Source organism: Pseudomonas sichuanensis, assembly GCF_024749065.1.
Lineage (GTDB): Bacteria > Pseudomonadota > Gammaproteobacteria > Pseudomonadales > Pseudomonadaceae > Aquipseudomonas > Aquipseudomonas sichuanensis.
Map to the genome: position 1 here is coordinate 5,837,046 of NZ_CP087185.1, position 24,297 is coordinate 5,861,342.

The 24,297-nt window shown below is 65.8% G+C and carries 19 protein-coding genes and 1 pseudogene; 8 read left to right on the forward strand and 12 right to left on the reverse strand.

What is annotated here, in order from left to right; all coding sequences use genetic code 11:
* Nucleotides 1-76: 76 nt before the first annotated feature.
* On the reverse strand, nt 77-1,567 hold the full coding sequence (amaB, locus tag LOY51_RS26210; protein WP_110992028.1) for an L-piperidine-6-carboxylate dehydrogenase: 1,491 nt from the start codon (nt 1,565-1,567) through the stop codon (nt 77-79).
* A gap of 135 nt (nt 1,568-1,702) precedes the next feature.
* Between amaB and LOY51_RS26215 the strand changes: the two genes are divergently transcribed.
* Nucleotides 1,703-2,587, forward strand: coding sequence for a LysR family transcriptional regulator (locus tag LOY51_RS26215; RefSeq protein ID WP_258643720.1), 885 nt, complete (start codon nt 1,703-1,705; stop codon nt 2,585-2,587).
* Nucleotides 2,588-2,765: 178 nt separating this feature from the next.
* Nucleotides 2,766-4,151 carry a 2-oxoadipate dioxygenase/decarboxylase HglS gene (gene hglS, locus LOY51_RS26220; RefSeq protein WP_258643723.1) on the forward strand — a complete coding sequence of 462 codons (1,386 nt, stop codon included), beginning with the start codon at nt 2,766-2,768 and terminating at the stop codon, nt 4,149-4,151.
* 138 nt (nt 4,152-4,289) lie between these two features.
* On the opposite strand, the gene LOY51_RS27325 is transcribed toward hglS, so the two are convergent.
* The 3 genes and pseudogenes from LOY51_RS27325 to LOY51_RS26230 all read right to left on the reverse strand — a co-directional run bounded on the left by LOY51_RS27325 (nt 4,290) and on the right by LOY51_RS26230 (nt 7,454).
* A complete protein-coding gene (locus LOY51_RS27325) occupies nt 4,290-5,159 on the reverse strand; it encodes a methyl-accepting chemotaxis protein (RefSeq protein WP_374046965.1) in 870 nt (289 codons plus the stop codon).
* Nucleotides 5,157-6,269: pseudogene (locus LOY51_RS27330) on the reverse strand (Cache 3/Cache 2 fusion domain-containing protein); the annotation flags it as partial. The gene LOY51_RS27325 and the pseudogene LOY51_RS27330, both read right to left, overlap by 3 nt.
* Nucleotides 6,270-6,527: 258 nt before the next feature.
* The gene (locus LOY51_RS26230) at nt 6,528-7,454 is read right to left on the reverse strand and encodes a LysR substrate-binding domain-containing protein (protein WP_125466041.1); all 927 of its coding nucleotides are present in this window, start codon (nt 7,452-7,454) and stop codon (nt 6,528-6,530) included.
* Between the two features lie 156 nt (nt 7,455-7,610).
* On the opposite strand from LOY51_RS26230, the gene LOY51_RS26235 reads away from it, so the two are divergent.
* Nucleotides 7,611-8,999, forward strand: coding sequence for a NorM family multidrug efflux MATE transporter (locus tag LOY51_RS26235; protein ID WP_258643727.1), 1,389 nt, complete (start codon nt 7,611-7,613; stop codon nt 8,997-8,999).
* Between the two features lie 37 nt (nt 9,000-9,036).
* On the opposite strand, the gene LOY51_RS26240 is transcribed toward LOY51_RS26235, so the two are convergent.
* Entirely contained in the window at nt 9,037-10,704 is a 1,668-nt protein-coding gene (locus LOY51_RS26240; RefSeq protein WP_258643729.1) for a putative bifunctional diguanylate cyclase/phosphodiesterase, read from the reverse strand.
* Between the two features lie 324 nt (nt 10,705-11,028).
* Between LOY51_RS26240 and rep the strand changes: the two genes are divergently transcribed.
* Both rep and xpt read left to right on the forward strand, forming a co-directional pair.
* Nucleotides 11,029-13,038 carry a DNA helicase Rep gene (rep, locus tag LOY51_RS26245; protein ID WP_125861091.1) on the forward strand — a complete coding sequence of 670 codons (2,010 nt, stop codon included), beginning with the start codon at nt 11,029-11,031 and terminating at the stop codon, nt 13,036-13,038.
* 64 nt (nt 13,039-13,102) lie between these two features.
* Entirely contained in the window at nt 13,103-13,675 is a 573-nt protein-coding gene (xpt, locus tag LOY51_RS26250; RefSeq protein ID WP_125466045.1) for a xanthine phosphoribosyltransferase, read from the forward strand.
* 108 nt (nt 13,676-13,783) lie between these two features.
* On the opposite strand, the gene LOY51_RS26255 is transcribed toward xpt, so the two are convergent.
* From LOY51_RS26255 to dadA, 5 genes are all read right to left on the reverse strand, one after another.
* Nucleotides 13,784-15,643 (reverse strand): acetyl-CoA hydrolase/transferase C-terminal domain-containing protein, encoded by a 1,860-nt coding sequence (locus tag LOY51_RS26255; RefSeq protein WP_258643731.1) that lies wholly within the window; start codon nt 15,641-15,643, stop codon nt 13,784-13,786.
* A gap of 209 nt (nt 15,644-15,852) precedes the next feature.
* Complete coding sequence (locus tag LOY51_RS26260) at nt 15,853-16,257, reverse strand: c-type cytochrome (protein WP_110992137.1); 405 nt, start codon at nt 16,255-16,257, stop codon at nt 15,853-15,855.
* 154 nt (nt 16,258-16,411) lie between these two features.
* Nucleotides 16,412-16,960, reverse strand: coding sequence for a cupin domain-containing protein (locus LOY51_RS26265; protein WP_110992018.1), 549 nt, complete (start codon nt 16,958-16,960; stop codon nt 16,412-16,414).
* A 109-nt stretch (nt 16,961-17,069) separates the two neighbouring features.
* Entirely contained in the window at nt 17,070-18,143 is a 1,074-nt protein-coding gene (gene alr, locus LOY51_RS26270) for an alanine racemase (protein WP_125466047.1), read from the reverse strand.
* 192 nt (nt 18,144-18,335) lie between these two features.
* Nucleotides 18,336-19,637 carry a D-amino acid dehydrogenase gene (gene dadA, locus LOY51_RS26275; RefSeq protein WP_125466048.1) on the reverse strand — a complete coding sequence of 434 codons (1,302 nt, stop codon included), beginning with the start codon at nt 19,635-19,637 and terminating at the stop codon, nt 18,336-18,338.
* Between the two features lie 155 nt (nt 19,638-19,792).
* On the opposite strand from dadA, the gene dadR reads away from it, so the two are divergent.
* The gene (gene dadR, locus LOY51_RS26280; RefSeq protein WP_003258963.1) at nt 19,793-20,281 is read left to right on the forward strand and encodes a transcriptional regulator DadR; all 489 of its coding nucleotides are present in this window, start codon (nt 19,793-19,795) and stop codon (nt 20,279-20,281) included.
* Nucleotides 20,282-20,428: 147 nt separating this feature from the next.
* Here the strand turns inward: dadR and LOY51_RS26285 are convergent, their stop codons facing one another.
* The gene (locus LOY51_RS26285; protein WP_125466049.1) at nt 20,429-20,782 is read right to left on the reverse strand and encodes a YkgJ family cysteine cluster protein; all 354 of its coding nucleotides are present in this window, start codon (nt 20,780-20,782) and stop codon (nt 20,429-20,431) included.
* A 154-nt stretch (nt 20,783-20,936) separates the two neighbouring features.
* On the opposite strand from LOY51_RS26285, the gene LOY51_RS26290 reads away from it, so the two are divergent.
* Entirely contained in the window at nt 20,937-22,229 is a 1,293-nt protein-coding gene (locus tag LOY51_RS26290) for an NAD(P)/FAD-dependent oxidoreductase (protein WP_258643735.1), read from the forward strand.
* 182 nt (nt 22,230-22,411) lie between these two features.
* Here the strand turns inward: LOY51_RS26290 and LOY51_RS26295 are convergent, their stop codons facing one another.
* On the reverse strand, nt 22,412-22,642 hold the full coding sequence (locus LOY51_RS26295) for a DUF1127 domain-containing protein (protein WP_125466051.1): 231 nt from the start codon (nt 22,640-22,642) through the stop codon (nt 22,412-22,414).
* Between the two features lie 178 nt (nt 22,643-22,820).
* On the opposite strand from LOY51_RS26295, the gene LOY51_RS26300 reads away from it, so the two are divergent.
* Nucleotides 22,821-24,251, forward strand: a complete 1,431-nt coding sequence (locus LOY51_RS26300; RefSeq protein ID WP_189654504.1) for an aminotransferase-like domain-containing protein — start codon at nt 22,821-22,823, stop codon at nt 24,249-24,251.
* The last annotated feature ends 46 nt before the right edge of the window (nt 24,252-24,297 follow it).

A 24,297-nucleotide genomic window follows, 5' to 3' on the forward strand; every position in this document is an offset into this window, starting at 1 on the left:
CCCACAGGAATCGACGCGGTCCCTGTGGGAGCCGGCTTGCCGGCGATCCGGGGGCGACGCCCCCGGCCATACAGCATCAGTCGAACACGATACCCTGCGCCAGCGGCAGCTCGCGCGAGTAGTTCACGGTGTTGGTCTGGCGACGCATGTAGCCTTTCCAGGCATCGGAGCCGGACTCACGGCCACCGCCGGTCTCTTTCTCGCCACCGAACGCCCCGCCGATCTCGGCGCCGCTGGTGCCGATGTTGACGTTGGCGATGCCGCAATCGCTGCCCGAAGCACTCTGGAAGCGCTCGGCCTCACGAATGTCAGTGGTGAAGATGCACGACGACAGGCCCTGTGGCACTTCATTGTTCAGGCGCAGGGCCTCTTCGAAGTCGTCGTAGGCCAGCACGTAGAGGATCGGCGCGAAGGTCTCGTGGCGCACCACGTCGCTCTGGGCCGGCATCTCGGCGATGGCCGGGGTCACGTAGTAGGCGTTCGGGTACTGCTCGGCCAGCTGACGCTCGCCACCGAATACCTGGCCGCCTTCATCGCGGGCCTTGGCCAGCGCGCCTTGCATGGCGTCGAACGACAGCTTGTCGATCAGCGGGCCGACCAGGTTGTCCTTGCGTGGGTCGCCGATGCGCACCTTGGCGTAGGCGGCCTTGACCCGGGCAACCACTTCATCCTTGATCGAGCGGTGCACGATCAGGCGGCGCAGGGTGGTGCAGCGCTGGCCGGCGGTGCCGACGGCGGAGAACAGGATGCCGCGCACGGCCAGGTCCAGGTCTGCGCTCGGGGCGAGGATCATGGCGTTGTTGCCACCCAGTTCGAGGATGCTGCGGCCGAAGCGTGCCGCCACCCGTGGGCCCACTTCACGGCCCATGCGGGTGCTGCCGGTGGCGCTGACCAGCGGCACGCGCGGGTCGTCGACCAGGGCTTCACCGGCTTCGCGGCCGCCGATCACCAGCTGGCTCAGGCCGGCCGGCGCATCGCCGAAGGCTTTCAGGGCTTTTTCGAACAGCGCCTGGCAGGCCAGGGCGGTGAGCGGGGTCTTCTCGGACGGTTTCCACACCACCGAGTTACCGGCCACCAGGGCCAGCGCGGTGTTCCACGCCCACACGGCGACCGGGAAGTTGAAGGCGCTGATCACGCCGACCACGCCCAGCGGGTGCCAGGATTCACGCATGTGGTGGCCCGGGCGCTCGGAGGCGATGGTCAGGCCGTACAGCTGGCGCGACAGGCCGACGGCGAAGTCGCAGATGTCGATCATTTCCTGCACTTCGCCCAGGCCTTCCTGGGTGATCTTGCCGGCTTCGATCGAGACCAGCTCGCCGAGGTCGGCCTTGTGTTCGCGCAGCACTTCACCGAACAGGCGCACCAGCTCGCCACGGCGCGGGGCCGGCACGCTGCGCCAGGCTTCGAAGGCCTGCTGGGCCTGGTCGATGCGGGCAATGGTGTCGGCCTTGCCGAGCAGTTTCACCGAGGCGATCTGGCTGCCGTCGATCGGGGTGTGAACAGGGTAGTCGCCCTGGGTGTAAGCCGTGGCGGCAACGCCAAGGCGCTCGAGCAATCCAGCAACCATTGTGCTTCTCCTTTCATCGTGTGAAGGGTTGGAAAATGACGTGGGTCAGTATTAATCCGATTACACAAGTGCAACAAACGACCTTTATTCCGCATATCATTCCGGCAGGTAATGATTCGAGCCGCAGAGACCGCTATGTCCAAACGCCTGGTACCGTCCATGACCGCCCTGCAGTGCTTCGAGGCTGCGGCGCGCCACCTGAGCTTCACCCGCGCCGCCGAAGAGCTGCACCTGACCCAGAGCGCGGTCAGCAAGCAGGTCGCGCAACTGGAGGAGATGCTGCGCCACCATCTGTTCCTGCGCATCCGCCGGCGCCTGCAGCTCACCCCCGCAGGCTCGTTGTACCTGGCCGAGGTCAACAAGATCCTCACCCAGGTCGACATGTCCAGCCGCTACGTGCAGACCTACGGCACGCAGACCGAAGTACTCAAGGTAGCCACTCAACCGAGTTTTGGCGTGCGCTGGCTGATCCCGCACCTGAAAGGCTTCGGCAAGCGCCACCCGAACATCCACCTGGACATCCGCAACGAGATGGAGCCGTTCGCCCTGCTGCAAGGGTCGGCGGACGTGGTGTTCTTTTACGGCCAAGGCACCTGGCCGGGGGCGACCTGCGTGGAGCTGTTCGGCGAGGAGGTGGTGCCGGTGTGCGCGCCGGAGTTGCTTCAGGGGCGCACGCTGGCGGACGCCGGTGCGCTGGCAGACCTGGTGCTGCTGCAGAGCGCCTCACGCCCGGAGGCGTGGCATGAGTGGTTCCTGGAACAGGGGCTGCACACCGACAACAGCTACCACGGGCCGCGTTTCGATACGTTCTATATGGCGTTGAGCGCGGCACAGTCAGGGTGCGGGGTGGCGCTGGTGCCGCGCTATCTGGTGGCCAGGGAGCTGGCCGGGGGCAGCCTGGTGATGGCCTGGGACCATGCGATGAAGAGCAATGGCGCGCATTACCTGGCGTATGCCGAGCATGCGGCGGAGGTGCCGAAGGTGCGGGCGTTGGTCGAATGGGTTCGCGAGCAACTCTGAAGCCATCGCGGGGCAAGCCCGCTCCCACGCTATGTCAGACCGTGGGAGCGGGCTTGCCCCGCGATGGGGCCCTCAAGGTCGATCAAAAAAGGAATGAAACACTCACTTTTTTTCGCTTGTACGGCAACTCCATTCCCAGCTTTCATGTAAGCGTCCGAACCTAACCAGGAAGCTTGCGATGCCCGCCCACGATTTCGTCAGCCCCGACAGCATCCGCGCGCAGTTCTCTGCCGCCATGTCGCTCATGTACAAACAGGAAGTGCCCCTGTACGGCACGCTGCTTGAGCTGGTGAGCGAGATCAACCAGCAAGTCATGGCCGAGCAGCCCAAGGTGGCCGAGGCCCTGCGCTGGACCGGCGAGATCGAGCGCCTCGACCAGGAGCGCCATGGCGCCATCCGCGTCGGCACCGCCGAAGAACTCGCCACCATCGCCCGGCTGTTCGCGGTGATGGGCATGCACCCGGTCGGCTACTACGACCTCAGTTCGGCCGGCGTGCCGGTGCATTCCACCGCCTTTCGCGCGGTGCACGAACAGTCGCTGCACGTCAGCCCGTTCCGCGTATTCACCTCGCTGCTGCGCCTGGAGCTGATCGACAACCCGCAATTGCGCGAACTGGCCCAGGGCATCCTCAAGCAACGGCAGATCTTCACCCCGCGAGCGCTGGAGCTGATTGCCCAGTGCGAACGCGACGGTGGCCTGAACGCGAGCGACGCCGAGCACTTCGTCAACGAAGCCCTGCACACCTTCCGCTGGCACCAGGACGCCACGGTCACCGCCGAGCAGTACCAGCAGCTGCACGATCAGCACCGCCTGATCGCCGACGTGGTGGCGTTCAAGGGCCCGCACATCAACCACCTGACCCCACGCACCCTGGACATCGACGCGATCCAGGTCGGCATGCCGGCCAAAGGCATCCCGCCCAAAGCCGTGGTCGAAGGCCCGCCCACCCGTCGCCACCCGATCCTGCTGCGCCAGACCAGCTTCAAGGCATTGCAGGAAAAGGTCGCCTTCAGCGATGCCCAGGGCAGCCACACGGCGCGCTTCGGCGAGATCGAACAGCGCGGCGCGGCGCTGACGCCCAAGGGCCGCCAGCTGTACGACCGCCTGCTCGACGCCACCCGCGCCGCCCTGGGCGGCGTGCCGGCCGAGGCCAATGCCGAACGCTACAAGGCGCTGCTGGAGGCGCAGTTCGCCGAGTTCCCGGATGACCTGGCGCAGATGCGCGAGCAGGGGCTGGCGTACTTCCGCTATTTCGCGACCGATAAGGGGCTGGCCGCGCGCGGCCAGGCGGATCGCCCGACCACCCTGCAAGGGCTGATCGACGCTGGCCACGTGCATTACGAGGCGCTGGTGTACGAGGATTTCCTGCCGGTGAGTGCGGCGGGGATCTTCCAGTCCAACCTGGGCGACGAAGGCCAGGCAGAGTACGGCAGCAATGCCAACCGCGAGGCATTCGAGGCGGCGCTGGGGCTGGCCGTGCAGGATGAGCTGGGGTTGTATGCGCAGAGCGAGCGGCGGTCGTTGCAGGCGTGTGCGCAGGCGCTGGATCTGGGCTCGATGTAAAGCTTCAGAATGCATCGCGGGGCAAGCCCGCTCCCACAAGTGCACTCAGGCCTGTGGACTACCCCCCAAGGGTTGGATTGGTGTCCAACTTCATGGGGGCAGTCCACTGCGTGGGAGCGGGCTTGCCCCGCGATGGCTTCAGCGCCCTACGCGGAACCGATCCACTTCCTGGCGCAACTGCCCCGCCAACCCTTCCAGCTCGCGGGCGGTATTGGCCAGTTCATTGGCCACATCACGCTGCTCACTGTTGGCCTGGGCAATGCTCTGCAGATTCCGGCTAAGCACCGTCGCGGTGCTGCTCTGCTCCTGGGTCGCCGTGCTGATCACCGCGAACTGCTCACCCGCCGTGCGGCTCTGCTCGTCGATGCGCGCCAGGGCCTCGGCCACCTTGTCGTTGCGCGCCAGACCTTCCTGCATCAGCTGGTTGCCCTGCTCCAGGGTGCTGATGGCATGGCCGGTCTGCTGCTGGATGCTGGCGATCATCCCGGAGATCTCATCGGTGGCCTGGCGGGTGCGCGCGGCCAGGCCACGTACCTCGTCGGCCACCACGGCAAAGCCACGGCCCTGCTCGCCGGCACGGGCCGCCTCGATGGCGGCGTTGAGCGCCAGCAGGTTGGTCTGTTCGGCGATCGCGGTAATCACCCCGACGATGCCGCCGATCTCCTGCGAACGGGCACCCAGGGTGTCCATTACCGTCGCGGTACCGCCCAACGCCTGGGCAATCTGCTTGAGCGAGGCCGAGGCCTGGTCCATCGCATTGCGGCCGATGCGGGTCTGCTGGGCGTTGTCGCGGGCCATGCGTTCGGTGCCGGCCATGTTGTCGGCGATGTTCATCGAGGTGGCGCTGAACTCCTCCACCGCGCCGGCCATGCTGGTGATCTCGCCGGACTGCTGCTCCATGCCCTCGCAGGCACCGGATGACAGGCCCGACAGCGAACGGGCGCGGCCGCTGACTTGCTCGGAGGCCTCGCGGATATGCTCGACCATGGTCGCCAGGGCATCGGCCATCTGGTTGAACCCGCGCGCCAGCTGGCCGATCTCGTCATGGCTGGTGACGCTCAGGCGGGCATCGAGGTTGCCGGCCCCCAGCGCCTCGGCCTGGCGCACCAGGTCGCCCAGCGGGCGCAGCTTGCGGCGTAGCAGCCAGAGTGTGGCGACCACGGCCAGCAACATGGCCAGCAGGCTGCCGATGGCCAGGCGCAGGCCGACACTCCAGGTCACCTCACGGATTTCTGCCTGCGGCATGCTCGCCACCACGGTCCATGGGCCCTCGGCGAACGGCATGGCGACACTGAACTGCGGCACGCCGGCGCTCTCCCAGAAGCGCCCCTCGCCGGCCTTGAGGCCTTTGATGGCTTGGGCCGCGGCCTCGCCGTCACGCACCTCGGCCGGCGGCACCAGCCACTTGCCCTGCTCGTCGAGCAGCGCCAGCGAGCCGGTCTGGCCGATACGGAAGCGCTTGAGGTTGGCGAACTGGGCGTTTTGCGCGTCGGTGTAGTCGAAGCCGACGAACAGCACCGCGATCACCCGGCCGCTGCCGTCACTGACCGGCACGTAGCGGGTCATGTAGTTGCGCTCGAACAGCACGGCGCGGCCGACGTAGGTCTGCCCGGCCATCAGCTTGGCGTAGGCCGGGTGCTGGCGATCGAGCTGGGTGCCGATGGCGCGGCTACCGTCCTGTTTGGTCAGCGAGGTGCTGATGCGCACGAAGTCGTCGCCGCTGCGCACGAACAGGGTGGCGACGCCGGCGGTCATCTGCTGGAACTCGTCGACCTGGCGGAAATCGTTGTTCAGCAGGTGTTCGCCCAGGTACAGCGCCGGGGTGGCGACCCCGGCCACGCTGACCGTCTCGCCTGCATGCAGGGCCAGGCCGGTGGCGAAGCGGCGCTCGAACAGCCCGCTGAGGCGCTGGGTGTTGTCCCTGAGCGAACCGTGGAAGGTGTCCAGCTGGTCGGCCAGCAGCCGCGCTTCGCTGCCCAGGTGGGCCTGGCGGGTGGTGAGGTTGGCGTCGTCCAGCGAACGCAGGGCGAACAGGGTACTGCCGGTGATCACCAGCGCCAGCACGATGGCGAGGGCGATACCGAGCTGCGAGGCGATACGGGCACGCGGTTGAGACATGGGAGAGCTCCTGGCAAGAGGCCGGGATCATCCTGATCACGCTGACCACCCGCTTCCTATCGACGGGGAATCGCGCCCTCTTCCGGGACGCTGGTGCCAATGGATCGGCGTCGCGGGGGAATACTTGAGTGTCGGGCCGGGGTATTCGCAAACCTTTGCGTTCGGTGTCGGCCCCTTCGCGGGTAAACCCGCTCCCACAGGGCTTTCGCCTATTCCTGTGGGAGCGGGTTTACCCGCGAAGAGGGCCGGCCTAGGCACTCAGGTCGTCGAGAGGATGTGAACATCCGGCAAATCCATCGCAGCCGCTTCTTCCTGCAGGAACGCACTCAACCGCCGCAAACGCTCCCCGCCCGGCCGAGTACGCGGCCACACCAGGTAATAATCCAGCCCGCTGGCCACCGCCGTCGGCCAGGGCAGGCTCAGGCGCCGCTGAGCCACATCCTCGGCCACCATCAGCAGGTCGCCCATGGAGATCCCGTACCCACGGGCAGCGGCGATCATGCCCAGCTCCAGGGTGTCGAATACCTGCCCACCCTTGAGCGACACCTTGTCGGTGAGCCCCATGCGCGCCAGCCAGGCGCGCCAGTCACGTTTGTCGGGGGTGGGGTGCAGCAGTTCGATGCCGGCCAGCCGCCGCTCATCCCAGGGCGCATCGTCGAGCAGGTCCGGCGCACCCACCGGGATCAGCAGCTCGCTGAACAGCCGGCGGACCTCCCAGTCGGCCGGGAAGTTGCCGTCGCTGAGCAGCACCGCACAGTCGAACGGTTCCTGGTTGAAATCCACGTGGTCGACGTCCATCCAGGCGCTGGTCAGTTGCACTTCGTTGCCCGGCTGCAGGTGGCGAAAGCGGCTCAGGCGCGCCAGCAGCCAGCGCATGGTCAGGGTGGACGGCGCCTTCATGCGCAGGATGTCGTCTTCGCCGCGCAAGGTCTCGCAGGCTCGCTCCAGCGCGGCGAAGCCGTCGCGTACGCCGGGCAGCAGCACCCGCGCGGCCTCGGTCAGTTGCAGGCTGCGGCCGCTGCGCACGAACAGGCGGCAGGCGAAGTGCTCTTCCAGCGTGCGGATATGCCGGCTGACCGCGCTCTGGGTGATCGACAGTTCGACACCGGCGCGGGTGAAGGAGCTCAGCCGCGCGGCGGCTTCGAATGCGCGCAGCGCATACAGCGGGGGGAGCTGGCGGGACATGGCGTACCTGGCATGCGGGGCCGTGGAGGCAGTGCATTGGATCATACATACATGAGTCAGACTCATGGCAGTGATCGCATTTATCCTTTTGTGCAAAGCTGACCGAAGCCTCAGAATCGACCGCTCGCTCATTGCCCCACCCACAAGGACAAGCCCATGCACGTCGCGCCCACTACCGAACTGAAGGCTTTGCTGCGCCTGGCCGGGCCGCTGATCGCCTCGCAGTTGGCGCACATGCTGATGGTGCTCACCGACACCCTGATGATGGCCCGCATCAGCCCGCAGGCGCTGGCCGGTGGCGGGCTGGGGGCGGCGAGCTATTCGTTCGTGTCGATCTTCTGCCTGGGGATAATCGCCGCGGTCGGCACGCTGGTGGCGATTCGCAAGGGCGCCAACGACATCGAAGGCGCCACCCGCCTGGCCCAGAGCGGCCTGTGGCTGGCCTGGGGCCTGGCCCTGGCGGCAGCGCTGGTGCTGTGGAACCTCAAGCCGGCGCTGCTGCTGTTCGGCCAGCAGCCGGAGAACGTCGACGCGGCCATGCAGTTCCTCACCCTGCTGCCGCTGGCCCTGCCCGGCTACCTGACGTTCATGGCCCTGCGCGGCTTCACCAGTGCACTGGGGCGCTCCACGCCGGTGATGGTCATCAGCCTGGTGGGCACCGTGCTCAACTACCTGCTCAACCATGCGCTGATCGAGGGCATGTTCGGCCTGCCCAAGCTGGGCCTGATGGGCATCGGCCTGGTCACCGCGGTGGTGTCGATGGGCATGGCCATCGCCTTGGCGCTGTACATCCGCTGGCACAAGGCCTATGCCGCCTACCCACTGCGCAAGGGCCTGATGCGCCCTTCGCTGCCGGCGCTGCGCGAGCTGTGGCGCCTGGGCCTGCCGATCGGCGGTACCTACATGGTCGAGGTCGGGCTGTTCGCCTTCGCCGCGCTGTGCATGGGCGTGCTTGGCAGCACGGAACTCGCGGCGCACCAGATCGCCCTGCAGATCGTCTCGACCGCGTTCATGGTGCCGACCGGGCTTTCGTATGCGGTGACCATGCGCGTGGGCCTGTACTACGGCGCCGGCGACTTGCTGGCGGCGCGCAGTGCCGGGCGTGTCGGGATCGGTTTCGGTGCCACGCTGATGCTTGGCTTTGCCGCGCTGTTCCTGTTGCTGCCGGACAACCTGGTGGGCTTGCTGGTGAACCGTGACGACCCGGCCTTTGCGCCGATCTTCCAGCTGGCGGTGCAACTGGTGATGGTGGCGGCCTGGTTCGAGCTGTTCGACGGCGTGCAGACCATCGCCATGGGCTCGATCCGCGGCTTGAAGGATGCCCGCACCACCTTCCTGATCGGGGCGGTGTGCTACTGGCTGGTGGGCGCGCCGAGTGCCTGGTTGTTCGCCTTCACCCTCGGCGGTGGGGCGCCGGGGATCTGGTGGGGGCTGGCGCTGGGGTTGGCCTGTGCCTCGGTGGCGCTGACCTTTGCCTTTGAGTGGCGAATGAAGCGGATGATTGGCAAGGCGGGGATGGTGCAGAAGGCTACCGTCTCGGCCTGATCTTGCGGCCTCTTCGCGGCGGTGCGGCGAAGAGGCCTTAGAGGACTTCCGCCAACTTGGGCTCCGAGGCCTGCAACAGGTACTCGATCAACTCCGCCACCGGCAGCGGCCGGCTGACCAGGAAGCCTTGCACCTGGTCACAGCCGAACTCACGCAGCAATGCCATCTGCTCCTCGCTCTCGACCCCTTCGGCCACCACTTCCAGGTTGAGGTTGTGCGCCAGGTTGATCATCGCGTGCACCAACTTGCGATTCTCTTCGCGCTGCTCCATGCCGCCGACGAAACTGCGGTCGACCTTGAGCAGGGTGATCGGCAGGCTGTTGAGGTGCACGAACGAGGAGAAGCCCGTGCCGAAGTCATCCAGCGAGAAACGCACACCGAGGCGCCCGAGGGCATCCATGGTCTGGCGCACCAGCTCATTGCGGCGCATCACCGCCGTTTCGGTCAGCTCGAACTCCAGCCAGCGCGCATCGACGCCATGCTCGACGATCAGCCGGCTCAGGGTGGCCAGCAACTGGCTGTCCTGGAACTGACGGAAGCTCAGGTTGACCGCCATGTGCAGCGGCGCCAGGCCGCGTTCGCGCAAGGCCTGCATATCGCTAAGGGCACGGGAGATCACCCAGTAGCCCAGCGGCACGATCAGCCCGCTCTGCTCGGCCAGCGGCACGAACTCGCTGGGCGGCAGCAGGCCGCGCTCCGGGTGGTTCCAGCGCACCAGGGCCTCAAGGCCGACGATACGGCCGTCGGTGAGGTTCAGACGTGGCTGGTAGTGCAGCTCCAGCTCGTCGCGGCGCAGGGCGCGGCGCAGCTCGCTTTCCAGGTCGGCGAGGCTGCGGGCGTTGCGGTTGATGCGCTCGTTGAACACATGGAAGGTGCAACCCTGGCTGCCCTTGGCCTGGCGCATGGCGATGTGCGCATGCCACATCAGCGGGTCGGCGCCGGCCTGGGCGCGGGCGTGGGCAATGCCCAGGCTGCAGCCGAGCAGCAGGCTTTCGCCGTCGATCCAGTACGGTTCGGTCAGGGCCTCGGTGATGCGTTCGGCGATCCATTCGGCGCGGTTGGCGTCACGCCGGGTGTCGATCAGCAGGGCGAACTCGTCACTGCCCAGGCGCGCCAGCTGGTCGGTGGCTTCGAGCTGGCTCTTGAGCCGTGCCACCACCTGCAGGATCAGGCGATCGCCGCCCTGATGGCCGAGGGCATCGTTGACGTGGCGGAAGTTGTCGAGGTCGAGGTGGCCCAGGGCCAGGCCGCGGCCTTCGTTTTCGGCCAGGCGCGTGGTCAGCAAGGCCTGGAAGCCCTGGCGGTTGGCAATGCCGGTCAGCGGGTCCTGCTCGGCCAGACGTTGCAGGGTGGCGACCAGTACGCCGCGCTCGCGCACATGGCGCAGGGAGCGACGCAGGGTGTCGGTGCAAAGCTGCGCCAGCACCAGCCAGTCGCTGACGCCCACCGGTGTAGCCGCAGGCTCCTGCTCTAGCAGCAAGATGGTCGGCAGCTCGCAGCGCCCGGGGGCTGGCTGCAGCTCGGGGGTGGCCAGCACCACGGCCTGGCGGTCGTTGGCGAACAGGCTGTCGACCGCCGCCCAGTTCGGCGCGGTCAGCAGCACCGCACTCCCACCCAGAGGCTGCAGGCATTCGCGCAAGCGTGCGGCCCATTCCGGCTCATCGGCCAACAGCAGCAAACGCAGGGGTTCGGCGGGCGTGGACAAGCGGGCTCCTTAGGCGTGGACGGTGGAACGGCGGGGGGCGGTGTATCCTACCGCAACAAATGAAAATGATTTTCACTTTTAGTCATGGCCGTCCTTGACCAGTGCCCCGTCGCATTTTGACGTGCATCCTGCGCGAAACCCGCGCAACCGGCAAACAGGATTTCGGGGATTTACATGGCGGTTGGCAGTATCGCCCTGCCAAGCCGTGAAAAACCCCGCCCGGCGGGCGGTAAAAGGTTGACTCACACGTCAGACGGTCGCGCCACAAACCCTGGATGCCTGTTAGAATGCGCGGCTATTTTCTGGCGACCCCCGGTTTCTAGCATGTCCCGACTCAATCCCCGGCAACAGGAAGCCCGAGACTACGTTGGCGGCCCTCTTTTGGTGCTCGCTGGTGCAGGCTCCGGCAAGACCAGCGTGATCACGCGCAAGATTGCCCACCTCATCCAGAACTGCGGCATCCGTGCCCAGTACATCGTGGCGATGACCTTTACCAACAAGGCCGCCCGCGAGATGAAGGAACGGGTCGGCACCCTGCTGCGTCCGGGGGAAGGCCGAGGGCTTACGGTGTGCACCTTCCACAACCTGGGCCTGAACATCATCCGCAAGGAGCACGAGCGCCTGGGCTACAAGCCGGGGTTCTCGATCTTCGACGAGTCCGACATCAAGGCGTTGCTGTCGGACATCATGCAGAAGGAATACGCAGGCGACGACGGCATCGACGAGATCAAGAACATGATCGGTGCCTGGAAGAACGACCTGATCCTGCCGCCCGAGGCGCTGGAAAAGGCGCGCAACCCCCGCGAGCAGACCGCCGCCATCGTCTACACCCACTACCAGCGCACGCTCAAGGCGTTCAACGCGGTGGACTTCGACGACCTGATCCTGCAACCGGTCAAGCTGTTCCAGGAGCACCCCGAAGTGCTCGAGCGCTGGCAGAACCGCGTGCGCTACCTGCTGGTGGACGAATACCAGGACACCAACGCCAGCCAGTACCTGCTGGTGAAGATGCTGATCGGCATGCGCAACCAGTTCACCGTGGTGGGCGACGACGACCAGTCGATCTATGCCTGGCGTGGCGCGCGGCCGGAGAACCTGATGCTGCTCAAGGAGGACTACCCCTCCCTGAAGATCGTCATGCTCGAACAGAACTACCGCTCCACCAGCCGCATCCTGCGCTGCGCCAACGTGCTGATCGCCAACAACCCCCATGCGTTCGAGAAACAGCTGTGGAGCGAGATGGGCGTGGGCGACGAGATCCGCGTGATCCGCTGCAAGAACGAGGAAGCCGAGGCCGAACGCGTGGCCATGGAAATCCTCACCCTGCACCTGCGCACCAACCGCCCGTATAGCGACTTCGCCATCCTCTACCGCGGCAACTACCAGGCCAAGCTGATCGAACTGAAGCTGCAGCACCACCAGGTGCCGTATCGCCTGTCGGGCGGCAACAGCTTCTTCGGCCGCCAGGAGGTCAAGGACCTGATGGCCTACCTGCGCCTGCTGGTGAACCCGGATGACGACAACGCCTACCTGCGGGTGATCAACGTGCCGCGCCGCGAGATCGGCTCGACCACCCTGGAAAAGCTCGGCAACTACGCCACCGAGCGCGGCGTGTCGATGTACGCCGCCAGCGAGGAGCTGGGCCTGGGCGAGCACCTGGACGCCCGCTACACCGAGCGCCTGCAGCGCTTCAAGCACTGGCTCGACGGGGTGCGCCACAAGGTCGCGCTGGAAGACCCGATTGCCGCGCTGCACGAGATGATCCGCGACATCGACTACGAGAACTGGATCCGCCAGCAGACCGCCAGCGACAAGGCGGCGGAGTTCCGCATCAGCAACGTCTGGTTCCTGGTCGAAGCGCTGAAGAACACCCTCGAGAAGGACGAAGAGGGTGACATGACCATCGAGGACGCCATCGGCAAGCTGGTGCTGCGCGACATGCTCGAGCGCCAGCAGGAAGAGGAAGAGAACGCCGAAGGTGTGCAGATGATGACCCTGCATGCCTCCAAGGGCCTGGAATTCCCCTACGTGTTCATCATGGGCATGGAGGAGGAGATCCTCCCCCACCGCTCGAGCATCGAGGCCGACACCATCGAAGAGGAACGCCGCCTGGCCTACGTGGGCATCACCCGCGCGCGCCAGACCCTGGCCTTCACCTTCGCCGCCAAGCGCAAGCAGTACGGCGAAATCATCGACTGCACGCCGAGCCGGTTCCTCGATGAACTGCCGCCGGACGACCTGGCCTGGGAAGGCCTGGACGATGCGCCTGTCGAAGTCAAGGCCGCGCGGGGCAACAATGCGCTGGCCGATATCCGGGCCATGCTCAAACGCTGATCAACCATTACTCTTTAACTTTGCCGCTATTTGCGGCCACCTTTGCTACATCGAGGAAAACAAAGTGGAAGCACTGCATCAGAAGATTCGCGAAGAAGGCATCGTGCTTTCCGATCAGGTTCTCAAAGTCGACGCGTTTCTCAACCACCAGATCGACCCGGCGCTGATGCAGCTGATCGGTGACGAGTTCGCCCGCCTGTTCGCCGACTCGGGCGTGACCAAGATCGTCACCATCGAAGCCAGCGGCATCGCCCCAGCGGTGATGACCGGCCTGAAGCTCGGCGTGCCGGTGATCTTCGCCCGCAAGCACCAGTCGCTGACCCTGACCGAGAACCTGCTGACCGCCTCGGTGTACTCCTTCACCAAGCAGACCGAGAACACCGTGGCCGTCTCGCCGCGCCACCTCAACAGCAGCGACCGCGTGCTGGTGATCGACGACTTCCTGGCCAACGGCAAGGCGTCCCAGGCGCTGATCTCGATCATCAAGCAGGCCGGCGCCACCGTGGCCGGCCTTGGCATCGTCATCGAGAAGTCGTTCCAGGGCGGCCGTGCCGAGCTGGACAGCCAGGGCTACCGCGTTGAATCGCTGGCGCGGGTCAAGTCGCTGGAAGGCGGTGTGGTTTCGTTCATCGAGTAAGGCCACACACCTATCCTGTGGGAGCGGGTTTACCCGCGAATACGATGTCGGATCCACCATCGCATTCGCGGGTAAACCCGCTCCCACAGGGTTCCGTGCAGCCCGGCATCATCGAGTCGCCGCCAACCCCGCCAGCAACAACCGCTGGTACAGCTCTTCCTTCAGCCCCTTCGGCTGATCCAGTTGCATGCGCACAAGGTGCGCCTCATACCCCTCAGGCCCTGGCGCATCCAGTGCCGCCTTGCCCAGCTCCAGCACCTCGCTCAGCTTGAACTTGCTCTTCAACCAGTTCAGCGCCCGCAGCAGGTCGCGCTCCTGGGCCGTGAAGTCGCTGCCCAGCGGGTACTCCGGGAACAACCGCCCATGCCGCGCACGGATCGCCTCCAGGCGCTCGGGGGTGTTGTCGCGGTAGCGCTGGTCGAGCTCGAAGCCCTTTGCCAGCTTGCCCGCCGCCTTGGCCTGCGCCATCAGCTCAGCCTGGAAGCGTGAATCACTGATCGCCAGCAACCGCGCAATCACCTCGCTGTCGGTTTGCCCGCGCAGGTCGGCGATGCCGTATTCAGTGATCACGATATCGCGCAGGTGCCGGGGAATCGTGCAGTGGCCGTAGGTCCAGTACAGGTTGGAGCTGACCTCCCCACCCGCCTCGCGCCAGCTGCGCAGCAGCAGGATCGAGCGCCCGCCCTGCAGCGCATGGCCCTGGGCGACAAAGTTGTACTGCCCGCCCACACCGCTGAGCACCCGGCCATCCTCCAACTGGTCGGCCACACCGGCGCCGAGCAGGGTCATGCCGAACGCCGTGTTGATGAAGCGTGCGTCGCGACGCTGGCGGCGCTTCAGGTCTTCCTGGCCGTACAGCTCGTTGATGAAGCTGATGCGGGTCATGGCGAACTGCGCGCGCTGCGCCAGCGGCATCTCGCGCAAGCGCTGGTAGAACGCCTGCGGGCCGAGGAAGAAACCGCCATGCACCAGCACGCCCTGCTCGTCCGCCGGGCGTCGCACCACACCGGCCTCGGCCAGGGCCAGCAGGCCGTTGACGAACATCTCGCTGCAGCCGTACAGGCCCTGGGCGAAGCTATCCAGGCCCCCTTCCCGTTCGATCAGTACCTGCCACGGGCCGATATCCAACGCCTCGAGCAGGGCCCGGTAACCGTCGTTGTAACCCTGGCGCGCCAGCAAGGCGGCCGCCACGGCATCGCCCATGGCGCCGATGCCGATCTGCAGGGTGCCACCGTCGCGCACCAGGCTGCTGGCGTGCAGGCCGATGCAGTGGTCCTGGGTGGAGACCGGCATGTTCGGCGTGGAGAACAGCCGGCGTTGCTCGGGCTCATCGATCAGCAGATCGAAGTCGGTAACGGCCAGCTCCGAGTCGCCGGGCATATAGGGCAGTTCGCTGTGTACCTGACCGAGCAGCAGAATGGTTTCGCCGGCCGCGCGGCGCTTTTCGATCATCGGCAGCAGGTCGAGGGTGATGTCGGGATTGCAGGCCAGACTGAGGTGATCCGGGCGTTCAGGCGTGGCCGCCACCAACTGCGCAACCAGGTTCAGGCCCTTGGCGTTGATGTCGCGGGCGGCGTGACTGTAGTTGCTGCTGATGTAGTCCTGCTGTGCCGAGACGCTGTGCAGCAGGCTGCCCGGCTGCATGAAGAACTGCTCGACGCGGATGTTCGGCGGGAGGCTGTCGGCGCGCAGGTCGGCGACGTAGGTGAGCTCTTCGTAGTCGGCGAACACGCGCTCGACGAAGGGTTCGAGGAAGCGCCGTTGCAGGCCATCGCCCAGGGGTGGGCGGCCGAGGGACAGGGCGGTGTAGATGGTCAGGCGGCGCTGGGGCAACTCGCGGATGCGGGCGTACAGCGCGTTGACGAAGGCGTTGGGTTTGCCAAGGCCCAGGGGCAGGCCCATGTGGATGTGAATGGGCAGGCGGCTCAGGACCTCGTCCACTGCCTGGTCGATGGGACAGCGCTGCATCGGGGCCTCCAGCGAGATCTGCGGGTTCAGGGGTTGGACATGAACCTTAGACCATTGGTTGCCTGCACCGACCTCTTCGCGGGTAAACCCGCTCCCACAGGACCTCCGCTCAACCTGTAGGAGCGGGTTTACCCGCGAAGAGGTCGGTGCAGACGACACAAAAACAAAAGCCCGCCATCGGAGGCGGGCTTTACGCAGATCAGTCAGGCCTACAGCCCGGACATCTTCTTGATCGCACCTTTGAGGTCATCATCCGAGCAATCCGCGCAGGTGCCCTTCGGTGGCATGGCGTTGATCCCGGTGATGGCCTTGGCCAGGATGCCGTCGAGGCCGCCCTGGTGGTCGGCGCGTTCTTTCCAGGCCGCGGTGTCGCCGATCTTCGGCGCACCCAAAAGGCCGCTGCCATGGCAGGCATTGCAGTGCTTGGCGATGATGTCGTCCGGCGTCTTGGCACCGCCGCCGCCAGCGCTGGCGACCACTTCCATGCCCTTGCATTCCTGGCCCTGGACGCAGACTTGCCCAACCGGCGCCAGGCGCTTGGCGATCTCGTCGTTGGTCGCAGCGGTTGCGCTCATTGCCCAAAGGGCGAATACGGCTGCTGGTACGGCCAGCATCTTCTTGATTTGGTTCACACGTACACCCTCATGGTGGCTAATCACGCTCGCGGCCACGGAATAGCGAGCGTTGAAAAGTATAGCGGCACTCCTGAAAGCGTGGAACGACCACACTCGGGGAAAGGGTATTGGCGAATCAATGCACTGCGCTGGATCAAAAGTTCGACGGGGTGGCCGCGCTGATCAACCGAGCAGGCTCTGCGAACGGGTTGCGAAAACGGTGCGGGCGGGTGCTTTCGAAGTAGTAGCTGTCGCCGGCTTCGAGGATGAAGATCTCGGTGCCGACCACCAGTTCCAGGCGGCCTTCCAGGAGGATGCCGGTCTCTTCGCCGTCATGGGTGAGCATCTCTTCGCCGGTATCGGCGCCGGGCGGGTAGACCTCGTTGAGGAAGGCGATGGCACGGTTGGGGTGCGACTTGCCGACCAGTTTCATGGTCACCGCGCCGTCGGAGATGTCGATCAGCTCGTGGGCCTTGTAGACGATCTGCGTCGGGCTTTCCGGGGCCAGTTCGACCGAAAAGAACTCGACCATGGACATGGGGATGCCACTGAGCACTTTGCGCAGGGAGCTGATGGAGGGGCTCACGCTGTTTTTCTCGATCATCGAGATGGTGCTGTTGGTCACCCCGGCGCGTTTGGCGAGTTCGCGCTGGGACAGGCCCTTGAGCTTGCGGATGGCTTGCAGTCGTTCACCGACGTCCAAAGCGTGGGCCTCCAGGAAGGGGTCAGGTGGGGAAATGTGTGAACGATATGATGGCAATGCCGTTCAGTATTTACAACACACCGCCCCGCAGCCTGTCCGCTTCGGCGCCTTATTCGCCGATATAGTCCCGCGGCACGCGCTTCAAGTTGCAGAAGATTTGATAAGGGATGGTACCGGCCTGCAGCGCCACGTCACTGGCCAGCACCTGTTTGCCCCACAGCTCGACCGGGCTGCCGACGGTGGCCTCGGGCACCTCGGTGAGGTCGATGCAGAGCATGTCCATCGACACCCGGCCGATCAGCTGGGCGCGCTTGCCGGCGACCACCACGGGCGTGCCGGTGGGGGCCTGGCGCGGATAGCCGTCGGCATAGCCCATGGCGACTACGCCGACCCGGGTCGGGCGAGGGCTGACGAATTTGGCGCCATAGCCCACCGGCTCACCGGCCGGCAGTTCGCGCACGCTGATCACCCGCGATTGCAGGGTCATCACCGGTTGCAGGCGGGCGGCCTGGGCCTGCTCCACCTCGAACGGGGTGGCGCCATACAGCATGATGCCCGGGCGCACCCAGTCGCTCTTGATGCTCGGCCAGCCCAGCACTGCCGGCGAGTTGCGCAGGCTGCACTCGGCGCTGAGGCCCTGGCGGGCAGCTTCGAACACCGCCACCTGCTGCTCGGTGGCCGTGGCGTCGAGTTCGTCGGCACGGGCGAAGTGGCTCATCAGCACGATGCGCGACACCTTGCCGCTGGCCAGCAGGCGCTGGTAGGCGTTGTGGTAGTCCTTGGGATGCACGCCGACGCGGTGCATGCCGGTGTCCATCTTCAGCCAGATGGTCAGCGGCTTGTGCACCTGGGTCTGTTCCAGCGCTTCGAGTTGCCACAGCGAATGCACCACGCACCACAGGTCGTGCTCGGCGATCAGTGCCAGCTCGCTGGCCTCGAAGAACCCTTCGAGCAGCAGCACCGGCGCCTTGATGCCGGCCGCGCGCAGCTCCAGGGCTTCCTCGATACAGGCCACGGCAAAACCGTCGGCCTCGGTTTCCAGGGCCAGGGCGCAACGCACCGCGCCATGGCCATAGGCGTCGGCCTTGACCACGGCCAGGGCCTTGGCACCGGTCAGCTCACGGGCCAGGCGGTAGTTGTGACGGAGGGCTTGGAGGTCGATCAGGGCACGGGCGGGACGCATGGCGGCAGCCTTCTGGCAGTTCTGGTTATGTAGAAATCCCCGGCGCGGCAGATGGGGGTAGGTACCCACCGCGCCGGGGTGAGGGAACAGGTCGATCAGTGTTTGCCCCTTCGCGGCTGAAGCCGCTCCCACAGAAATCGCGCTCTCTGTGGGAGCGGCTTTAGCCGCGAAGAGGCCGGTACAGGCGCCCGCTTACTGGTGCGCCGGCGCCGGCTGGCCCTGGCTGGCTGCTTCGCGGCTGTTGCCGTAGCGCGAGATGTCCAGGCCTTCGGCGCTGATCTGCGGCTTCTTGCGGGCAATCAGGTCGGCCAGCAGGCGGCCGGAACCGCACGCCATGGTCCAGCCCAGGGTACCGTGACCGGTGTTGAGGAACAGGTTACGGAACTTGGTGGCACCGACGATCGGCGTGCCGTCCGGGGTGGCCGGGCGCAGGCCGGTCCAGAAGCTCGCCTGGCTCAGGTCGCCGCCGCGAGGATAAAGGTCGTTGACGATCATCTCCAGCGTTTCGCGTCGACGCGGGTTCAGCGACAGGTCAAAACCGGCGATCTCAGCCATGCCGCCAACACGAATGCGGTTGTCGAAACGGGTGATCGCCACCTTGTAGGTTTCGTCGAGGATGGTCGAGGTCGGCGCCATGTCGCCATCGGTGATCGGCACGGTCAGCGAGTAGCCCTTGAGCGGGTAAACCGGGGCCTTGATGCCCAGCGGCTTGAGCAGTTGCGGCGAGTAGCTGCCCAGGGCCAGCACGTAGCGGTCGGCGGTTTCCAGCTTGCCGTCGATCCACACGCCGTTGATGCGGTCACCGGCGAAGTCCAGGCGTTGGATGTCCTGGCCGAAGCGGAACTCGACGCCCAGCTTGACGGCCATGTCGGCCAGCTTGGTGGTGAACAGCTGGCAGTCGCCGGTCTGGTCGTTAGGCAGGCGCAGGGCGCCAGCGAGGATATCCTTCACCCCGGCCAGGGCCGGCTCGACGCGGGCAATGCCGTCGCGGTCGAGCAGCTCGTAAGGCACGCCGGACTGCTCCAGCACGGCGATGTCCTTGGCCGCGGCATCCACCTGGGCCTGGGTGCGGAACAGCTGGGTGGTGCCCAGGCTGCGGTTCTCGTAAGCGATGCCGGTTTCGGCGCGCAGCTCGTCGAGGCAGTCGCGGCTGTACTCGGACAGGCGCACCATGCGCTCCTTGTTCACCGCGTAGCGGCTGGCGGTGCAGTTGCGCAGCATCTGCGCCATCCACAGGTACTGGTCGACGTCGCCGGTGAGCTTGATGGCCAGTGGGGCGTGGCGCTCCAGCAGCCACTTGATGGCCTTGAGCGGCACGCCTGGCGCGGCCCACGGCGAGGCATAGCCGGGCGAGATCTGGCCTGCGTTGGCAAAGCTGGTTTCCATGGCCACCGCCGGCTGGCGGTCGACCACCGTGACTTCGAAACCTTGCCGGGCCAGATAGTAGGCACTGGCGGTTCCGATCACACCGCTACCTAGTACCAGTACTCGCATTGTTCATCCCTCGCACGCGGCTCGCCGCAGTCTTTTGTTGATATGGCATGGATGCGCGCATTGTATGAAGGACAGCCCAGTGCAATTCACTATATAAACGCCTATATTTGGCGAGAATTCTCGGCAAAATCGCCTTTGACGGAGGGGCATCCCCTATGAGAACCCAGCACCAGAGCAAGCGTGAACTGGACAAGATCGACCGCAATATCCTGCGCATCCTGCAGAATGACGGCCGTATCTCGTTCACCGAACTGGGCGAGAAAGTCGGGCTGTCGACCACCCCCTGCACCGAGCGCGTGCGCCGCCTGGAGCGCGAGGGGATCATCATGGGCTACAACGCCCGGCTCAATCCGCAGCACCTCAAGGGCAGCCTGCTGGTGTTCGTCGAGATCAGCCTGGACTACAAGTCCGGCGACACCTTCGAGGAGTTCCGCCGCGCCGTGCTCAAGTTGCCCCATGTGTTGGAGTGCCACCTGGTGTCGGGCGATTTCGACTACCTGGTGAAGGCGCGCATCTCGGAAATGGCCTCGTACCGCAAGCTGCTGGGCGACATCCTGCTGAAGCTGCCGCATGTGCGCGAGTCGAAGAGCTACATCGTGATGGAAGAAGTGAAAGAGAGCCTGTGCCTGCCGATCCCGGATTGATTCGTCTTCGGCTCGCCGGGGCCGCTTCGCGCCCCATTCGCGGCACAAGGCCGCTCCTACAGGAAACCGCGATCACTTGTAGGAGCGGCCTTGTGCCGCGAATGGGGCGCGCAGCGGCCCCGGCAATCTCGAATGGGTATCGCGTGCTCAGACCAGCACTTGCCGGGTGGTGGCGATGAACTGGTGCACCAGCTGTTCGGCGGCCGGGTCGATCGGCTGCTCAGGCCCGCGGCCACGCGGGCAGGCCAGGCGCGGAGTGGTGCCGAACAGGCGGCAGATCATCGGGCGCTCTTCGTAGACGGTGCAGCCGTCGGGGCCCAGGTGTACGCAGTTCAGGTGCTCCAGGGCCACTTCCTGTTCGGCCGGGGTCTTGCGCGGCAGGCGGGCCATTTCTTCGGCCGAGGTGGTGACCGGGCCGCAGCAATCGTGGCAGCCGGGTACGCACTCGAACGAGGGAATAAGTTCGCGCAGGAAGTGGATCTTGTGGCGGTTGCAGGACATGACCGAGGACAGAGCGAGGAATGAGGTTGAATTATAAGCCCAATCGCGGGGCAAGCCCGCTCCCACGACTACATAGCGGCGTGGGAGCGGGCTTGCCCCGCGATTGGCCAGTTGCCTATCCTCCACCTTTCGCCTCAGCCCCGGGAATCGACAGATGATCCATAGCGCGCAGCACGCCGCCTCCTACTACGCCGCCAGCAGCGCGCCACACCCGGACCACGCGTTCCTGCAAGGCGAGCACAGCGCCGACGTGTGCATCGTTGGTGGTGGCTATTCGGGCCTGAACACTGCCATCGAACTGGCCGAGCGCGGCCTGTCGGTGATCCTCCTGGAAGCCCGCAAGCTGGGCTGGGGCGCCAGCGGGCGCAACGGCGGGCAACTGATTCGCGGGGTCGGCCATGGCCTGGAGCAGTTCCTCCCGGTGATCGGCGAGGACGGTGTGCGCAGCATGCGCCTGATGGGCCTGGAGGCCGTGGAGATCGTCCGTGAGCGGGTCGAGCGCCACGCCATCGACTGCGACCTGACCTGGGGCTACTGCGACCTGGCCAACAAACCCGCCGAGCTTGCCGGCTTTGCCGAGGACGCCGAAGAACTGCGCAGCCTGGGCTATCGCCATGAACTGCGCCTGGTGCAGCCCGACGACATGCATTCGGTGGTCGGCTCCGACCGCTATGTCGGCGGCCTGATCGACATGGGCTCAGGGCACCTGCACCCGCTCAACCTGGCGCTCGGCGAAGCAGCTGCCGCCAGCCGCCTGGGCGTGCAGTTGTTCGAGCAATCGGAAGTCACCCGCATCGAATACGGCCCTGAAGTGAAAGTGCACACTGCCCAGGGCCGGGTCCGCGCCAAGACCCTGGTGCTGTGCTGCAACGCCTACCACAACGACCTCAACCGCGAACTGGGCGGCAAGGTGCTGCCGGCCGGTAGCTACATCATCGCCACCGAGCCGCTGGGCGAGGAACGTGCACGCCAGTTGCTGCCGCAGAACATGGCGGTGTGCGACCAGCGCGTGGCCCTGGACTACTACCGGTTGTCCGCCGACCATCGCCTGCTGTTCGGCGGTGCCTGCCACTACTCCGGGCGCGACCCGCGGGACATCGCCGCCTACATGCGGCCGAAGATGCTCAAGGTGTTCCCGCAACTGGCCGACGTGCGCATCGACTACCAGTGGGGCGGGATGATCGGCATCGGCGCCAACCGCCTGCCGCAGATCGGCCGCCTGGCCGGGCAGCCGAACGTCTATTACGCCCAGGCCTACTCCGGGCATGGGGTGAACGCCACCCACCTGGCCGGGCGTCTGCTCGGCGAAGCCATCAGCGGCCAGCAGAGCGGGCGTTTCGACCTGTTCGCCAAGGTGCCGCACCCGACCTTCCCCGGCGGCAAGCTGATGCGCTCGCCGCTGTTGGCGCTGGGGATGCTTTGGTACCGACTCAAAGAGCTGGTGTGATTACTTTTTCAACCCGCGCAGCCTCTTTTACTTTTTCAACCTGCGCGGTCTCTTTTGTAGGAGCGGCCTTGTGTCGCGAAAGGGCTGCGCAGCAGCCCCAGCCATTGCCGCGTCAACGCTGAAATCCTGGGGCTGCTGCGCAGCCCTTTCGCGACGCAAGGCCGCTCCTACACAACCGGCACTCAGTCCTTCCAGAACGGCTTGCGCGCCTCTCGGCATGCCTGCTCCCAGGTCAGCCCGATATCGCGCAGTTGGTAGTCCTCCAGCTGCAGCAAGGCCCTGCGGGTGCGCCAGCGATGCAACATGAGCCCCCAGCGCCCGAGCCCCGTCGGAGCGCTGTAGACCCTGGGCCGCTGCCCCGCCTCCAGTTCCGTGGCCAACAGTTGCAACCGTACATCGCTCATGCCACCCATTACCGCACCCTCCAGATCACGTCATAGCGTGCAGAAAGCATGCGCGTGCGGGCCATGAGCAATACAGATCCAACACAGTTTTATTATTTCCATACAGAATTGGCGTCAGGCCGGCTGAATGGAGTATTTTCCTACGATCTGTATCGGTCCCGCCCCACAAGATACTCAGGAGTATGCCGTGACCCTCTACCTCAACCTGGCCGAACTGCTCGGGTCGCGCATCGAGCAGGGCCTGTACCGGCCGGGCCAACGCCTGCCCTCGGTCCGCGCCCTGAGCACCGAGCACGGGGTCAGCCTGAGTACCGTGCAACAGGCCTATCGCCTGCTGGAGGACAACGGCCTGGTGTCGCCACGGCCCAAGTCCGGCTACTTCGTCGCCGAGGACCGCAACCTCCCTGCCCTGCCGGACATCAGCCGCCCGGCGCAACGGCCTGTGGATATCTCCCAGTGGGAACAGGTGCTGGAACTGATACGCGCCACCCCGCGCCCGGACGTAATCCAGTTGGGCCGCGGCATGCCGGATGTCGACAGCCCCACGCTCAAGCCGCTGCTACGCAGCCTGGCGCAGCTCAGCCGGCGCCAGGACATGCCCGGCCTGTACTACGACAACATCCACGGCAATGCCCAACTGCGCGAGCAGATCGCCCGGCTGATGCTCGATTCCGGCTGCCGCCTGGGCCCGGCCGACCTGGTGGTGACCACCGGCTGCCACGAGGCGCTGTCATGCAGCATCCGCGCGGTGTGCCAACCCGGAGACATCGTCGCGGTCGACTCGCCGAGCTTCCACGGCGCCATGCAGACCCTCAAGGGCCTGGGCATGAAAGCGCTGGAGATCCCCACCGACCCGATCACCGGCATCAGCCTCGAAGCGCTGGAGCTGGCCCTGGAGCAGTGGCCGATCAAGCTCATCCAGATCACCCCCAACTGCAACAACCCGCTGGGCTACATCATGCCCGAGGCGCGCAAGAAGGCCTTGCTCACCCTCGCCCAGCGCTACGACGTGGCGATCCTCGAAGACGATGTGTATGGCGACCTGGCCTACACCTACCCGCGCCCACCCACCATCAAGTCGTTCGACGACGATGGCCGGGTGCTGCTGTGCAGTTCGTTCTCCAAGACCCTGGCACCGGGCCTGCGTATCGGCTGGGTAGCGCCGGGGCGCTACCTGGAGCGGGTGCTGCACATGAAGTACATCAGCACCGGCAGCACCGCCTGCCAGCCGCAACTGGCGATTGCCGACTTCATCGCCGAGGGCCATTACCAGCCCCACCTGCGGCGCATGCGCAGCCAGTACCAGCGTGGCCGCGACCAGATGTGCGACTGGGTGACCCGTTATTTCCCGCCGGGCACCCGCGCCAGCCGGCCCCAGGGCGGCTTCATGCTGTGGGTGGAGCTACCGGAAAGTTTCGATACGTTGCGCCTGAACCGGGCTTTACTGGAGCAGGGCGTGCAGATCGCCGTGGGCAGCATCTTCTCGGCCTCGGGCAAGTACCGCAATTGCCTGCGCATGAACTTCGCCGCGCGGCCGACGCCGCAGATCGAAGCCGCGGTGCGCAAGGTGGGGGAAACCGCCCATCGTCTACTGGCGGCCGAACAGGCTGCCGGGTAACGTTGCGCCGCCCGCCACTGTCCAACCCCATAAGCCCCTGTCGCAC